This window comes from Odoribacter sp. AF15-53, assembly GCF_003479425.1.
GTDB lineage: Bacteria > Bacteroidota > Bacteroidia > Bacteroidales > Marinifilaceae > Butyricimonas.
Genome location: NZ_QUHC01000011.1, coordinates 1 through 14,851 on the forward strand (window position 1 = coordinate 1; position 14,851 = coordinate 14,851).

At 34.0% G+C, this 14,851-nt stretch carries 15 protein-coding genes; 9 read left to right on the plus strand and 6 right to left on the minus strand.

Features of this window, described 5'->3' with window-relative positions; all coding sequences use genetic code 11:
• Positions 1-38: 38 nt before the first annotated feature.
• From DWW52_RS17190 to DWW52_RS17210, 5 genes are all read right to left on the minus strand, one after another.
• Positions 39-791, minus strand: a complete 753-nt coding sequence (locus DWW52_RS17190) for a hypothetical protein (protein WP_118716705.1) — start codon at positions 789-791, stop codon at positions 39-41.
• Positions 792-813: 22 nt separating this feature from the next.
• Positions 814-1,530, minus strand: a complete 717-nt coding sequence (locus DWW52_RS17195; protein WP_118716706.1) for a DUF4595 domain-containing protein — start codon at positions 1,528-1,530, stop codon at positions 814-816.
• Between the two features lie 395 nt (positions 1,531-1,925).
• Entirely contained in the window at positions 1,926-2,978 is a 1,053-nt protein-coding gene (locus DWW52_RS17200; RefSeq protein ID WP_118716707.1) for a DUF3871 family protein, read from the minus strand.
• A gap of 251 nt (positions 2,979-3,229) precedes the next feature.
• On the minus strand, positions 3,230-3,682 hold the full coding sequence (locus DWW52_RS17205) for a JAB domain-containing protein (RefSeq protein WP_118716708.1): 453 nt from the start codon (positions 3,680-3,682) through the stop codon (positions 3,230-3,232).
• A gap of 257 nt (positions 3,683-3,939) precedes the next feature.
• Positions 3,940-4,410, minus strand: a complete 471-nt coding sequence (locus tag DWW52_RS17210; protein ID WP_118716709.1) for a hypothetical protein — start codon at positions 4,408-4,410, stop codon at positions 3,940-3,942.
• A 392-nt stretch (positions 4,411-4,802) separates the two neighbouring features.
• On the opposite strand from DWW52_RS17210, the gene DWW52_RS17215 reads away from it, so the two are divergent.
• From DWW52_RS17215 to DWW52_RS17230, 4 genes are all read left to right on the plus strand, one after another.
• Positions 4,803-5,285, plus strand: coding sequence for a DUF6036 family nucleotidyltransferase (locus tag DWW52_RS17215; protein ID WP_118716710.1), 483 nt, complete (start codon positions 4,803-4,805; stop codon positions 5,283-5,285).
• Positions 5,286-5,487: 202 nt separating this feature from the next.
• Positions 5,488-6,249 carry a Fic family protein gene (locus tag DWW52_RS17220; RefSeq protein ID WP_118716711.1) on the plus strand — a complete coding sequence of 254 codons (762 nt, stop codon included), beginning with the start codon at positions 5,488-5,490 and terminating at the stop codon, positions 6,247-6,249.
• Positions 6,250-6,282: 33 nt separating this feature from the next.
• Positions 6,283-7,326: a BT4734/BF3469 family protein gene (locus DWW52_RS17225; protein ID WP_118716712.1), complete on the plus strand. Its 1,044-nt coding sequence runs from the start codon at positions 6,283-6,285 to the stop codon at positions 7,324-7,326.
• 145 nt (positions 7,327-7,471) lie between these two features.
• Positions 7,472-9,229: a reverse transcriptase/maturase family protein gene (locus tag DWW52_RS17230; RefSeq protein ID WP_118716713.1), complete on the plus strand. Its 1,758-nt coding sequence runs from the start codon at positions 7,472-7,474 to the stop codon at positions 9,227-9,229.
• A 1-nt stretch (position 9,230) separates the two neighbouring features.
• Here DWW52_RS17230 and DWW52_RS17235 read toward each other — a convergent pair whose 3' ends face one another.
• A complete protein-coding gene (locus DWW52_RS17235) occupies positions 9,231-10,142 on the minus strand; it encodes a hypothetical protein (RefSeq protein ID WP_118716714.1) in 912 nt (303 codons plus the stop codon).
• A 792-nt stretch (positions 10,143-10,934) separates the two neighbouring features.
• On the opposite strand from DWW52_RS17235, the gene DWW52_RS17245 reads away from it, so the two are divergent.
• From DWW52_RS17245 to DWW52_RS17265, 5 genes are all read left to right on the plus strand, one after another.
• A complete protein-coding gene (locus DWW52_RS17245) occupies positions 10,935-11,831 on the plus strand; it encodes a hypothetical protein (protein WP_118716716.1) in 897 nt (298 codons plus the stop codon).
• Between the two features lie 303 nt (positions 11,832-12,134).
• Entirely contained in the window at positions 12,135-12,530 is a 396-nt protein-coding gene (locus DWW52_RS17250; RefSeq protein ID WP_118716717.1) for a hypothetical protein, read from the plus strand.
• Between the two features lie 144 nt (positions 12,531-12,674).
• The gene (locus DWW52_RS17255; protein ID WP_118716718.1) at positions 12,675-13,010 is read left to right on the plus strand and encodes a hypothetical protein; all 336 of its coding nucleotides are present in this window, start codon (positions 12,675-12,677) and stop codon (positions 13,008-13,010) included.
• A gap of 280 nt (positions 13,011-13,290) precedes the next feature.
• Positions 13,291-13,881 carry a hypothetical protein gene (locus DWW52_RS17260; protein WP_118716719.1) on the plus strand — a complete coding sequence of 197 codons (591 nt, stop codon included), beginning with the start codon at positions 13,291-13,293 and terminating at the stop codon, positions 13,879-13,881.
• Positions 13,882-13,972: 91 nt separating this feature from the next.
• Entirely contained in the window at positions 13,973-14,695 is a 723-nt protein-coding gene (locus DWW52_RS17265) for a phage Gp37/Gp68 family protein (RefSeq protein ID WP_118716720.1), read from the plus strand.
• The last annotated feature ends 156 nt before the right edge of the window (positions 14,696-14,851 follow it).

Sequence of the window (14,851 nt, forward strand, 5' to 3'; positions counted from 1 at the left end):
AAAAGGGTCAAAGTCGCGTGGCTTTTCCACAACGCTAACTATTCTTTGTATGTAATTGTTGTTGTTACTTCTAGCTCTTTTGTTCCATTATGATTGGAATACTCTTTAATAACAGTAACATTCCCTTCAGAATCAAACTCATATTCATAATTAATATTATTGTTTTTAGTCATTCGTAAGTTTTTATTTTTAATTCCAAAATAACCGTACATAAGTAGTATGTTATCTGGATTATCTTCTATAAAATAGTTTATACCAAAACTTTTTAGAAGTTCAGGATTGTAAGTGTATTCTTCTGTTTCGTGTGCATCTGTTCCATATGTATAAACTTGTTTGATAACATTTCCGTTACTCCAAGTAAATGAGTAATCATCTTCACCACTTTCGCTCTCTATACTTAATAATTGATTTAATTTATCGTAATGATAAGTAGCTGTTTTGTAATCGCCTGTTTCAGATATAACAACACCTTTTTCGTTTAAAACGTAAACTGCATCAATATTTTCTGTATAGTCATTTCCTTTTTCAACTTCTTTTCTTGTAATTTTATCTTTTTCATAAGTGTACGTGACATCAAGAGTTGTTGCATTATCTTCCCAACGATAACTGATAACACGCCCTTCCTTGTCATAACTGAAATTTTTATAAGAGTTTTTATAGCCGTCTTTATCAGTGGATGTGATTTCACTAATTTTTTTTTCTACCGAAATGACATCATCTTTGTCGTCATCATCTGAACAAGCAACAAAAATAGAAGTACATAACATGATTAATAACAATATGTTTTTCATTTGATATAGTTTTTAAATATGATTATTCTTTATATGTAATAGTATATGTTGTAACTTCTCCTTCTGAAGTTGCTTTAATTGTACTAACGTACCCTTCTGTATCAAGTGTGTATTCATAACTAGAATAATTACCTTCTTTTTGAAGTAAGTTCTTGTTACGTTTTCCCATATATCCGTAATCCATGAGGAATGCATCAATCTCGTTGATACCTCCGACAAACCACCCCAAATTACCTTTATACTCGTTTGTTGAATAAGTGTATTCAAAAGTGTCGTACTCCTGCCCATTATACTTTAAGGATTGTTTGGTAACATTACCATTTTGCCATGTGATATTTGTTTCCCAAGTTTCTTCTTTTATATTTAGAAGTTGTTCGTTTGCATCATAAGTGTAACTACTTTTGTCACCTTCTTCATTTGTACTAGATGTGATTAACCCCTTATCATTGAGTAAATAAGTTATCACGTATTCATTCTCAACTTCTTTAGCAACGATTTTCCCAGTTTCGTAAGTATAAGCAGTTGTTGAAATACCTTCAGGATCATTATTGACAATTTTAGTGATCCTCCCTTGTGCATCATACGTGAATAGAATGTCATAATTATGACCGTTCTCCACAACTGAAATCTTACTAACCAGTTTCTCTTTTCCTGCTGGTTTGTCCTTTTCGTCATCATCATCAGAACAAGCTACAAATACCGTAGCGCATAACGCTAATAATAAAAAAATCTTTTTCATTTTAAACTATAATTTATCTTTACTTCCAACCACCAAAGAAGTAATTAATATAAACAAGAAAGCGTGGTAGTTGTTAGTCTATTCAGTAAGAGGTACGACCAAGTAACCTTTGCAGAAATAAACAGCAACCCCACGCTAAACCATTTATATATAGTAAATATATATACGGCAAGCATGAGCGTTTGTATCGTTTACCCCTCTGCATTAAAATTGGTCGTTTTCTTACTGAGGATAAAGCTAAACGCTTCCATTAATTCAATATGTCCGCCATCCAGTAAACCGAATGACACCACAAAAGTAAATAAATTTCAGCATCTAACAAACGCAATTTAGGGTTGCTGTGTGGCAAAATTAGGCTAATCAATGGAATAAAAAGAATTTATTCCCAACGGTTTTCACTCTATAAACCATTTATAGGTGTTATCACCATGCAAAGCTCTATCTATTCCTTCTGTTAATTGTGTGGCGTTTAATGACCTATCAAGAAAATTATCTATGTAACTACTTTTATTCGCACCTGTAAGCATGTTATAGAATTTCCATAAATTAATTTCATTCTCTCCATGCTCCCTCTTGAAATTGTCATCGTTGTAATACGCTTTAGCCACCATGTTAATCTGGCTATCCGTCAACTCCATGCATGGTAAACGTTTCTTCTCTCTGGCAGGCAAGCATTGATACAGCCTACTTTTACCCAAGAATTGTGCGAATTGATGTTCAGTGAGGTAAGAACCTGTAAAGCTTTTCATCAACCTTAAATGCTTTTCCGCATCATATTGTTGAAATAACTTCATCACATCTCTAAATAGATCATGGTAACTCATCGCTCTTAAATCAGTCTGGAATCCATCTGTAAATGTACACAGGTTACAACATACTTTATTCTGGAATCCAATCGCTACACTGAATCTTTCTGATGTCTTCTTTGAATAGAGGTTCTCCCTGTTATACGCTCTCACTCCCGTAATACATAGATTAATCCTGTTACCATTTATAGATTCATAGATAGTAGGAATCTCAAACACAAATGCCATTCTTTCATAATATATAGTTTTATCTGTTTCCAGTAATTCTGCCACTGGTTTATGTATGGCTTCTGGAATCCTACCTTTTATAACATGGCTAACCATTATATCAGGTTCGTCTATACTTTCCCCTCTAAACAATTCACTAGCCACCTTCTGCACCGTTTCAATAAATGCTGGATGGGATATTGTCATCTCGTTATCCTTGCTGAACACTGGCACTATACAATCATTCTTTAAATGCTGTATATCTATTGGCGTGGTGTTAGCCTCTATGAAATGTTTCCTCCTTTCCTTCTTGGTAGGTTCATTTACCACTTCATAAGGAGTGTAGGTAGGTTCTTCTTGCTTGACGTTATTACTGCCAAATAAAACTGGCAACAATCCTTCATTCTGGCTTGGAATTAATATTGCTGTACTCATAATCTAGTCTATTTAACGATGGTGGAAATATTTAAATTTTCAGTTTATATATACAATTCAGAAATTCTCCACCAACCTTGATTTATAATGTTCATTATCACTTTCACTTGATTTATTTATCCTCTAGCATCATGCCAGTTAAAAAATTGAACTGGAAATGTATTTATAGTTTACGTTCTATTGGTGGTGAGAATTATTGTCCCTATTGGCTATATATACCAATCCAGACAAAAATCCACCAACCTAAATTTCTAAAGTTTACCGTTAGCTGAATAACTGTAATAACCCTCTTCATAGTAGAGGACGAGATCTAGCAAGTCTACATCTATATATGAAAGTGCTATTTTTATTTGCTGTACCAGTTCATCATCCTGTTTAGTTGGCTTTATATCACCAGAAGGTTGATTTATACAAACTATTAAACTCTTACAATTAGAGAGTGCAGCCAGTTGTACTATAAACCTAATATCCGTGATGTTGTAAGATAACGCACCTTCACTTATTGTAGATATGCCTAACACTTGATTCCTACCATTTAACAGGATAACTCTAGTTGAGATATGGTGTTCCACGGTATCTTTAAATGGTGAAACCAGTAACTCGTGGACATCTTTTGCTGTTACTATTTTATACCTTTTAGAAGGTTTGGTATTATTCCTGTACACCAGTTCCACCACTGGCACTTTTATCAATTCTTCTTTCATGATATTGTTTTACTTGATTTTTAATTTGAATACGTTAATGGTAATGAAATTTAGAAAGTTGTAAGTTTATCAGGTTTGGCAATGGAGAGGAAAGATTCTTGTTTATACTGCCTGTTTAGAAAGGTGATACTTCCTTCACTTTGGCATAACAATATCTTTCCCCTTCCCACTGCGCTCCCTGTCCCTGTTCCTTCTCCACTAAAGGATTATTTTAGTAGAATAATGCTTTTACAAAAAAAAGAAGTAGAGATTACTCTCTACTCTTCATCAAACAGTATGGCGAATTTCCATACAGTTAGCGTGTACTCGTTCCCGTTGTAACTGGCTGGTGTTTCCATGCTACCACAGCAAATAATAGTTTGCCCGTCTAGGATAGAAAACAAATCCTCGTAACTGGTATTTACTGCCAGAGGGTAAATGTATTGTAGCCTGTCTTTATACTGTTCCTCTATAACTGGATCACACGGGACATCATCGGGTGTTATCCCCGTTTGCTTGGAACCTTTCACCATGTTACGGATTCTAATATCTACCCTTTCATCCCCTTTCATGCAGGAGAGGGAAATACTTGTTGGGTCTTCACCCTTGAATCCAATAACTTTTAGAATATCACCCACTTTTGGAGGTGCTGGTAACGTGACCAGTTTGCCCGCCAGTTTAGATTTACTAATGTCTGAAAAACATTTAGGCATGATAACCTTGTTCACTTCAAAATCTTTTTTTAACATGATAATTTGTTTTTAATTAATTGATTTTTTTCCAGAGATGGGTGGGGGATGTAAATGGTACACTACCCTAGCATGGAACACTCTCTATATATAATGCCAACCTGAAATTAAAGGGGAGGGGGTGTTTTATAGAGGATTCTCTATTTTAACCACTCTAATTCTCTCTATATATAGAATATATTCTTAACTTTGTATAGTTGTATCAATCAAAGGAGAAGCATGGAGATACGTTTTGAAACTAAAGCGGAAAGTCAAGCCAGACGAGAGAGGGAGGCTCTGGAAAGAACCCCTAACGAGAGATTTATATTCTTTTTGCGTCTGGTCGCCGAAATTGGCAAGTTTCAAACTTTGAAGGAGAGAACAAGTAACAATTTTATTCTTGAACGGAAAAGATGAACCTTAATTTCGAAGAAGATGTATGGATGTTTATATCCTTGGCACAAAAGTATCAGGTCAGGATGTTAATGGTAGGTGGTGGTGCTGTCAATTTTTACGGCTACCAGCGTCACTCTGCCGATGTCGATTTCTGGATTGATACCACCCCCTCTAACTTGCTAGCTTTAAGAAATGCCTTGAATGAACTTGGTTACGAGTTCGATGATTTTCCAGAGGACGTGAAAAACGGTCAACAAAATATATCCATAAAGATAAGTCCCGTTATAGATATAGAATTAATCACTTCCTTTAATCCAGGCAGGAGTTTTGATGAATGTTACGAGCAAAGATACTCTGCCACGAACACTGTAAACGGTGAAACTTTCTCTTATGACGTGATAGCCTTTAACGATTTAATTAATAGCAAAATAAAGGCTGGACGTCCTAAAGATTTGTATGACGTGATAGAACTCAGGAAGATTCAAGAGAAGAGCAAGTAAGTACTTATACATGCAGCACTGGCAACTTCACTTTTTTTTCTAGCTGGGCAACATTCTCTTTATAACATTTAGTATTTATCAATGAAGTAAGGGTTGGTGGAAAATTTCTAAAATGTATATACCGACTAGAATTTTATATTTTCCCACCAGATATAAACAGTGATAATTTCTTACCTTTGTAATCAACTAAAAATATGGCAACATGAATAGTAAGTTGGTTGATTTATTAAGAGAGGTGGATTCATTGAAAGTGCGGTTATCTTCCTTACGTCCTTTACCTGTCGAGGCATTAAAGAAAATTCAGGATGCTTTAGATATCGAGTACACTTACGAGAGTAACCGTATAGAAGGGAACACGCTTACATTGCAGGAAACGGCACTTGTTGTCAATGAAGGAATCACTATTTCTGGTAAATCCATGCGTGAACACTTGGAGGCAATCAACCATGCAGAAGCTATTGACTATATAAAGGAGGTTGCTAAACAGGATATTGAAATAAGTCAAAGAACTATCAAGGAGATTCATGCACTCGTGTTACACGGTATAGATAGGGAGAATGCTGGAAGTTATAGAACCGTACCCGTGATGATTTCGGGTAGCACTCATGTACCACCTCAACCTTATTTGTTGGAGAAACTAATGGAAGATTTCATGCTGACATTTCAAAGTATGGAAAAAGAAAACGTTCATCCAGTTATTATTGCCGCCTATTTGCATGATGAACTGGTGAGGATACATCCATTTATAGATGGCAACGGGCGTACTTCTCGACTTCTGATGAACCTCTACCTGTTGCAAAAAGGTTATACCATTGTTACCCTGAAAAGTGATAATGACATGAAGTTACGTTATTATAAAGCTTTGGAGTCTTCTCACACGGAACAACAACATGATGATTTCTACTTGTTGGTTGCCGAAGCTGAAAAAGCATCTCTAGAGAGGTATATTTCTATTCTGGGATAAATTAAAATGTCGTGAAAATATTTAGACAAAAACATGGAAGCAATAGAAAATCTCTCGCCTAGATATTTAGAATCTTCAATTTTATTAGAAAAAGAAACATCTTTCTATCAACACAAAACTGCAAAAAAAGCAAGTAATTTGACCATCATAGAAGTTTTGAATTCCATCCAGCAAGGTAAATATATTAAAGAAGTTTCTAAAATTAGAGATTTAGTAGCCTCACAAAGAATTGACGAATCCAAAATATTGAAAAGTAGATTACCCGCCGTCACATTCAGTGGTCTTTTTAAAAATGGACACCAAAAATCTAATCTATATTACTATAATAATATCATTGTCTTCGATATTGATAAAATGAGTAAGCAAGAAGTTGATTCTATATATCAGAAGTTGAGTAAAGATGAATATATCATATCTCATTGGTTATCTCCTTCAGGAAATGGAATTAAAGGATTAGTATATATTGTGTACTCTCATTGTATTACTTTGAAAGAAATTCATACATACCATAAAGCCGCCTTTAAAAAATTACAAGAATATTTTCTGAAACAATATCAAATAGAATTAGATTCTTCTGGAAATGACACATCCCGCTTATGCTATCTCTCGTATGATCCTCTACTTAGAATAAAAAATAAATTTAAGCCATTTATATATAATGAAAGTATTGAATCTTTTTCCCCACCCCCAAACTCTCGTTCTCGAAAAAAGAAGATTATAAATAATAATGAACAAAATATTTACTCCATAAGTAAATATTTTTTGAATCCAGAAGGTAAGAACAAACCACAACATCGAGAAATATTAAATACTCTTATTCGTTTTCTGAGAAAGAAACATTTATCTATTACAGAAAATTATGAACAATGGTTTCGTGTTGCCTTTGCAATTGCAAATACTTTTTCTTGTGATATTGGATTAAAATATTATTTGCAATTATGCGAATTAGATGGGATTAGATTTGATGAAATTGGCAGTCGAAAAATTTTAAAATATTGTTATGAAAATAGTAATGGAGATATTACTTTTGCAACAATACTTTTTTATGCACAAAAAGTAGGATTTAAAACGGGGTGATTACGAAAGTTTGGTTTAGTTCACTAAATCAAAAGTGTCAATGGAATAAAGGTCTTGTTTTATCGAGGACTCCATTAGGAATTCGGAAACACATAAGTTTGTTGTCAGAATGGAATTTTATTAGTCTCGAAATTACCCCGTTTTTATGATACAATTTGAAGATTACATCTCAGCAGATAATATAATCGACATCCTTTGTCGGCTAAGAGCTAAACTTGCAGACCAAAGGCATAAAAAGCAATTATTACAACATCTAGCTATATATAAAGAAACAAAAAAGACAGGACAAGATAGGCTATCTGCAATTAATTCTATTTTGCCCCCCAGAAGTAAATGGGTTTCATTAAAAGAAAAGACAAGAACGAGAGAATTTATAACACATGATAACAGAAAATACAAACAACCGATTTCCTCTTTTGCAAAAAATAAAAAAAGTATCAAATTAACTATTCACTTCCATCAAAAATATAACTGCAATTATGAGTATTTGAATAAACTGAATGATTTTATCACATTAGTAAAAAAACATTGCCTCGACCCTAATTATCAAATAAATCATCCCCAAATATATTCTGTTTCTAAAAGTAAAATCATTGAAGACCGTATTGAATGTAGACCATTATGTGTATTTAATCAATTAGTAGATAAAGTTATAATTTGTCTTGTTAATCAATACCTTTCAAAATTATTCGATCCTTTTTTTTACTCAGAATCATTAGCATTTAGATATAAACGAGAATACCATGGAGAAAATAAATACACTTCCCACCATGATGCAATATACAGAATTCAAGAGTTTGTACTAAAAAATAAAAAAAGGAATATCTACGTCGCTGAATGCGATATGGAAAAATTTTATGATTCAGTAAATCACAAAATTGTGAAAAAATCTTTCTATACCTTGTTAAGACTGGCTCAAAAAAGTAATCCAGATATAAACTTTTCCTGTGTCCGCCGAATATTTGAAAAATATTTGCGATGCTACAATTTTCAAAGAGATGTTTATAAATTAAATAACAATCCAGAATTTTGGAAGAAACAAGAAGAGAAGAAAGGTGTTTTTTCATGGGTAAGAAATGAATTATTGAAACATGGGTTTTATAAAAACGAAAGATCATTAATTCATAGCCATATAGGAGTACCACAAGGAGGAGCTCTTTCTGGATTAATTGCTAACATCGTGTTAAATAATATAGATCAAGAAATTATAAAAAAAATAGCGAACAAAAATGTTTTATACATACGCTATTGCGATGACATGATTCTTCTAACAACCAACAAAAGACATTGTAAAACAATTCTCAACCTATATACTAAAAACTTGGAAAAATTAAAACTTGTTCCACATCCCTTTAAAGAGATTGACTCAAGTTCTAATTTCTGGAAAGAAAAATCTAAAGCTCCTTACAAATGGGATCCTATAAATAGACCCTGGATTAGTTTTGTTGGCTACGAAATTAAAAGGAATGGGGATACTCGTGTAAGAAAAAAATCCATTCGAAAAGAGTTAACGAAACAAACCCAAGTCGTTAAAGAAATTATGTGTTTCCTTAAAAATAAAGAAAGAGTAACAAATAATAGTATACAAGAATCATTAACCAATAGATTAATAGGAATGTCTATTGGACGAGTCAATCTTTGGAATTATACTACAATGAAAAATGAATTATGTTGGATTAATGGTTTTCATGCTCTTACTTACAATAAATTTGCATCAAAACAGATGAAAATGTTAGATGCTCATAGAAATATTTTATTAAAAAAAGTTCACTACAATTTACCTCATACGGGAATACCCCAAAATAAAACAATTCTCTCAAAACAATCCCTAAAGCATCAACGATTCTATGGGAAACCATATAGCTATTATTATCATTACATCAAAAATTTCAAAAAGAACTAGCTTACTTGATAAATATTTTAACTCTCTCTTTATAACATTTAGTATTTATCAATGAAGTAAGGAAATATTGTAAACTATGTATTTGAGGTGGCAGGTTAGGGCATAATTTAGGTAGGTTATATTTCAACGAATAATAGTTATAATGCTTCTTGGCGTTTCTACCTCCATTTTTAACTGCCGTTTCCAGTTCCTCTTCTGGTTGATCGTACCTGTGAATACATAACACTTCCATTAGCTTGAAATCGTATGGAGGTGGGATAACATTCTTCTCTATACAATAGTTATATATAATATCGTATTTCTCTCTGGCTAGTTTGTCAAAAGTTCTCAGTCCAAAATTACTTTTAGTATGTGGAGTATCCAGTATAATATTACAATCCGTGATAAGGAAGAAATTATTAACTTCCACCAGTTTATGATGCTTTATTGCCAAATCTATATATTTCTTTACGGTTTTGGGAGATAAATTCAATCGCCTTGATATTTCTGTCTTGTTATAGTAAATAATATTGGTATTATTGATACATAAACATTTAAGTAGCACAAGGAAGGCTTTCAATTCAACAGGAATATCTTCCAGTAATAAATCTTTCTTGAACCTGACCCAGTTATTCTTTGGAATGTCTACATGATATGTAACAGGTGTGGTCAACTGTCCTTCATTGTTCCTGTAATTATACTCTTTACGCAGGAAGCCTAAATCTTCAAATTTGGCAGTGTACTTGGAAATGGTATCCACGTCTTTAATGCCAGTAACCTCACGAAGTGTTTCCCGCAGTACATGGGATTCACCTGTTTCATAATCTGATTTAAAAAGTAACCATGTAAATGTATAAGTTTCATCCAGGTTCAGTTTACCTGCAATATCTCTAGTTATGATTCTATAATCCTTCTTTTCTTCTTCATTCGCCATTATTAATTCCAGTTTGAAACAACCATCTAAAAATGATCTATGGATTCACTGGTTCTGCTTTTATTTAGTGGGATAGGCTGGCAAGCCTGTAACACCAATACTAGTTATTAGTTAAATAGTTAATAGTATGTACCCTATCAATTCCCTAAAAGCATACCCCGTCAAATCCCTAATTTTTAAATATTGATCTTTATGGAGGGATAATCTCTCTATTTCAGGTTGGAATCTCTGGTTACATGAAATACAGCCATATCATGTAGCTTTATAGATTAATCTTTAGAAGGTGGTGGTATCTGGATTCTGGTATTCTCATCTGGAACGTAATATATCTTTCTCACTTTATCTACCTGTTTTTTAATCTTTTTCAGTCCTTTAGACTTTATCCAGAAACCTATGGATACCTTGTTATCAGGGATGCCAGATTGTATGGCTAATCGCCTTAATCGCTCGTAAGTGTACATGATTTAATAGTTTGATTGGTTAGTACCGTGTATCTAGTTTAGTGCCACTTGAAGACCAAAAATTACTCCTTACAGGTGGACTTGCAAGGAGTAACAGGAATCTTTTATATAATTGTTTCAAATGGTATGCTTTGATTTTTAAGATGGTACAAAAATATTAAACATCTGGGATACCGACAAATAGAGTACAGGTATTCTTTAAAAATAGAGTTGAGATATGTATAAAGAGAGAATTTTAAGGTTATAACTTAATCAGGTATTAAATTCCGTATGATAGGTTGTGTTTTTTCCAGAAATAGTTACTAGCTTTAAAGGTCTAAATAGTAAGTGTATGGCAACATTTAAACCGAAACGGAAATTCAAATATAATGATTTTGAACCTAATGACGAGAAAGACAACAAGTTACTGGAATACGTGATACTGGTGGCTAACAATTTTTTTTATGATTATGATGACATGTACGATCCTGCATGTCAAAACAAGTTACCTTCTCCCCATGTAGGGACGTTTAAAATGCTTTATAATAACGGGGAACTGGAACGTCCTGTTTCATCGAAGCAGTACATGAATAACGACAATATCCAAAAATATTTAGAAAAAACAGGGCTAGATTCAGAGAAATTCTGGTATTTACTTTTATTCGTTTATAATTATTGTCATAGTACTTGCAAGAAAGGTTACCGTGTTGAAAGTAGAACCAAGGATGAGTTTGAAAAGGCAATGAAGTATTTGAAAGAAAATTTCTGTCATCCTGGTAAAAGAATAAGACGTGAAGATCTTGAAACCATGGAACATAGGGATGTTTCCATCACAATCAAAAAGAAAGGAAAAGAAGCTATCACTATAAGTCAGGAGAAGGCGATATTTAAACTTATAAATTGGGATGCTATCATGCCTGATGATGATTTTTTGAAATTTGATTCTAGTAAACTTGTTGATGATGGCAAGAGGTTATTCGCTTTTTATTTTGACAAGTATATAAACTGGTTGTTAGAACAAAAAGAAACTCTAAAAGATAAAAGAAAAGTCAAACGAAGAATCCACTTTATAGAAGACTTGCTTGTATTCACCAAGGTCATAGAGGAAAATGATATGGCTTTGAAGTTTGAACGGGAAAAGATTTTCGCTAACACACCTCCCCGTGACAGGATGGAGTGGTTGAGAGATATTAGAAGAAAAGGAAAGGAAGGAGATTATCCAACAGTAACCAGTTCCATTTTCATGTAGAGTTTACCAGTTCGTTTTCATATCGTGGAGAAGTCTTTTTCTTCACGTGATAATGTATTACCCTCTTGTCTCGTTAAAGAAAACAGTAGTAAATTATATTTTACATATTTTAAAAGGGACAATCAATTCTTGTTTGATAGTCCCTTTTAATGTATTGTTAAACAAGCAGTTACGTATTGAAATGATTATTTTTTTCTAGATATTTGCATCGTCAATCAAGAATGACGGTGCGCACCTCTTCCAAGATTGAGGGTAAGCTCCAGCCCTGTTGGATGCAAAATATTAAATCTATATAAATGAAATATGGAAAAAAATAATCGTCTGGTTGCCCAGACAAAAGCTGTTATAGAATTAAACAACATGGTTATCGGGAACGTGGGTCCTGTATCTTCTTATGTTTTGGGGAAATTTAAAGAATTACCCGTGCTGGAAGCAACTTTTACTCTCCACCTTAGTAATACATACTTGGATAAAGAGCTAGATTTGGACCAGTTCGTTGAAGAAGTGTTACCAGACGTGACACAACCATTGGTGAGAGAAAAGCTAGAACATACTTTTCCAGATATTACATTTAAAAGTGTACAAATCTTAATTATATCACAAGGAAATATTGATTCTGACGGGATAGAGCAGGACGGGATTTTCTATGATATAAATCTCGTGATTACAATTTCACGCAAGGTGAAACAAGAGGAATAATCTACTGGAAAGATCATCCCGAATTCAATTATCGGGGTTTGGGATGGTCTACATTCAACTGAATGCGGGAAATACTAGAAATAAACTTTGGTTAGAATGAAATAGAGAGCTGTTTTATCTACCATTAATTCAATTATTATTTTTATGATACAAAAAAAGAAACTATTTGAAATTGAACCAGAGGGGTCTATTAACAAGATCGTGAAATGTCTTGATTCATTACCTCCAGAAAAATTATTGGCTGTTTTATTCCAAGCATGTTTTCACATGCAGGAAAAAATAGATGATATTCATGACGAGTGTGTTCATGTCGTGAAAACGGCAGGAGAAGAGGAGGTGTGGGACGAGCAAGAATATCGTTCAAAAATTGACAACCTCCACGCCAAGGCTAAGAGTATATGGCTTAACGCCTTTAACGGGGGAGGAAGTCCAAAACATCTCGGGAATAACCTGTTTGAAGAATTAAACCTTCAAGTATGATAGAATGAAGTTCTTGGTTTGGTTATGAGCCAAGAACTTCTAAAACCCGTGTTATCAATTTTCCAAATAAACCTGTTACAAGAATTTTTTATATAAAACTATTGAAGCCCATGATTTATTTTTTTGACTTTCCCAAAATTGGATATTTCAATTTTAACATTTATGGGCTTTCTGCCTTTGAATTTGTAAGTTGCATTTTTGCATTGTCAATCAACAATGATTGATTTACAAACCTCTGGCAGTGACAGAGAAAATTGTAAAAACTAAAACTAATACAGTTATGGAATATATTACAAAAAAAGAAGTGGAAGAATACATGGACTTGCATTCTAATAGTTACAACCGTTTAGAAATGCTAATGGAGATGTGTTGTTGTGATACTTTTATTAAAGACGTGGAAGATTTTGCAGAGTTACTTGGTTACTATTATTCAAGTTGTGATAATTTATATTACTACCGTGGGGTTGTAAGAAAAGCTTTCACGTATGCCTCTCTACGGAAGGAAAGGTTAATGACCACGGAAGAATTAGAGTTCTTGAAGAATCTTCCCGATAAAGTGACTATTTACAGGGGAATGACAGTAGAGGAAAGCACGAAAGAACACCAAGGTGTTAGTTGGACGTTAGATAAAAAAGTTGCGGAGTTTTTTGCTTACCAGTACATACGCAACCAAAGTACTGCCAAGAAACCTAAAACCGTGGTTGAAAAAGTGATTGATAAAAGCGAGATAATCGCCGTTTTTCTGGGGAGAGAAGAACAGGAGATTATTTACATGGGAACAAATCCTGATGGCAAGGATTCCGATGAAGACTGGGAACTTGAAGAGGATGCAGAAGCCATGTTTTACAGGGAGGATTGGGAACTTTTATAGACTGGAATAATCAACGGGGGAATGGTGAGTGATAGCTTACCTACCCTCTTGATAAAATATCATATATAGTTAATAAAATAGAAGTAAAAACATGACAAAAATTGAATGGACGGAAAGAACGTGGAACCCAGTAACGGGATGCACGCAAAAATCGGAAGGCTGTAGAAATTGTTACGCCAAGACAATGGCTCTACGTCTTCAAGGTATGGGGCAAGCCAAGTACAAGGACGGGTTTAAATTGACCTTGCATGAAGATGTACTGGCAGAACCCAAGTGTTGGAGGAAATCAAGCATGGTCTTCGTTTGTTCCATGGGAGATTTATTCCATGAAGAAGTTCCCTTTGAATTTATCGACAAAGTGATGAACACGATCTGGGAAACTCCACGGCACACCTACCAGTTATTAACCAAAAGACCAGAGAGAATGGAAGAGTATTTCCGAGATCATTATATTCCAGAGAATGTATGGTTAGGAACAACGGTAGAGGCGGCAGAATACAAATACCGTGTTGATGTACTAAGACCTTTAACTCCAACGGTGAAATTCCTGTCCTGTGAACCTCTTGTTGGTGATTTGGGAGAACTGGATTTAACTGGAATAGACTGGGTAATTGTAGGTGGAGAAAGTGGTGGTAGTGCCAGACCCATGAAAGAGGAATGGGTAATGAATATCAAAAATCAGGCAGAGGCACAAGGAGTGGCTTTCTTTTTCAAGCAATGGGGAACGTGGGGTAATGACGGGGTGAAACGGAACAAGAAAGCTAACGGTAAACTTTTGAAGGGAGAAATTTGTCAACAAATGCCCAAGAAATAAAATGCGATTTAGATTTTATAGAGAAGCCAGTTACTTGAACAAGGTAACTGGTTTTTATTATTCCTTTTTAGTCTTGGAATGCCCGAAAATATTTGTATCGCCAGTAAGAATGGATAAAAATAGAAAGTGTCCCACCACGTGGCAGGACACCTTAAA

What these genes read in the sequence shown, in the direction of transcription:
- DWW52_RS17210 (WP_118716709.1), bottom strand. Translation starts at nt 4,410, where the DNA reads ATGTTAAAAAAAGATTTTGAAGTGAACAAGGTTATCATGCCTAAATGT.
- DWW52_RS17195 (WP_118716706.1), bottom strand. Translation starts at nt 1,530, where the DNA reads ATGAAAAAGATTTTTTTATTATTAGCGTTATGCGCTACGGTATTTGTA.
- DWW52_RS17225 (WP_118716712.1), top strand. Translation starts at nt 6,283, where the DNA reads ATGGAAGCAATAGAAAATCTCTCGCCTAGATATTTAGAATCTTCAATT.
- DWW52_RS17260 (WP_118716719.1), top strand. Translation starts at nt 13,291, where the DNA reads ATGGAATATATTACAAAAAAAGAAGTGGAAGAATACATGGACTTGCAT.
- DWW52_RS17205 (WP_118716708.1), bottom strand. Translation starts at nt 3,682, where the DNA reads ATGAAAGAAGAATTGATAAAAGTGCCAGTGGTGGAACTGGTGTACAGG.
- DWW52_RS17215 (WP_118716710.1), top strand. Translation starts at nt 4,803, where the DNA reads ATGAACCTTAATTTCGAAGAAGATGTATGGATGTTTATATCCTTGGCA.
- DWW52_RS17245 (WP_118716716.1), top strand. Translation starts at nt 10,935, where the DNA reads ATGGCAACATTTAAACCGAAACGGAAATTCAAATATAATGATTTTGAA.
- DWW52_RS17255 (WP_118716718.1), top strand. Translation starts at nt 12,675, where the DNA reads ATGATACAAAAAAAGAAACTATTTGAAATTGAACCAGAGGGGTCTATT.
- DWW52_RS17235 (WP_118716714.1), bottom strand. Translation starts at nt 10,142, where the DNA reads ATGGCGAATGAAGAAGAAAAGAAGGATTATAGAATCATAACTAGAGAT.
- DWW52_RS17265 (WP_118716720.1), top strand. Translation starts at nt 13,973, where the DNA reads ATGACAAAAATTGAATGGACGGAAAGAACGTGGAACCCAGTAACGGGA.
- DWW52_RS17220 (WP_118716711.1), top strand. Translation starts at nt 5,488, where the DNA reads ATGAATAGTAAGTTGGTTGATTTATTAAGAGAGGTGGATTCATTGAAA.
- DWW52_RS17190 (WP_118716705.1), bottom strand. Translation starts at nt 791, where the DNA reads ATGAAAAACATATTGTTATTAATCATGTTATGTACTTCTATTTTTGTT.
- DWW52_RS17230 (WP_118716713.1), top strand. Translation starts at nt 7,472, where the DNA reads ATGATACAATTTGAAGATTACATCTCAGCAGATAATATAATCGACATC.
- DWW52_RS17200 (WP_118716707.1), bottom strand. Translation starts at nt 2,978, where the DNA reads ATGAGTACAGCAATATTAATTCCAAGCCAGAATGAAGGATTGTTGCCA.
- DWW52_RS17250 (WP_118716717.1), top strand. Translation starts at nt 12,135, where the DNA reads ATGGAAAAAAATAATCGTCTGGTTGCCCAGACAAAAGCTGTTATAGAA.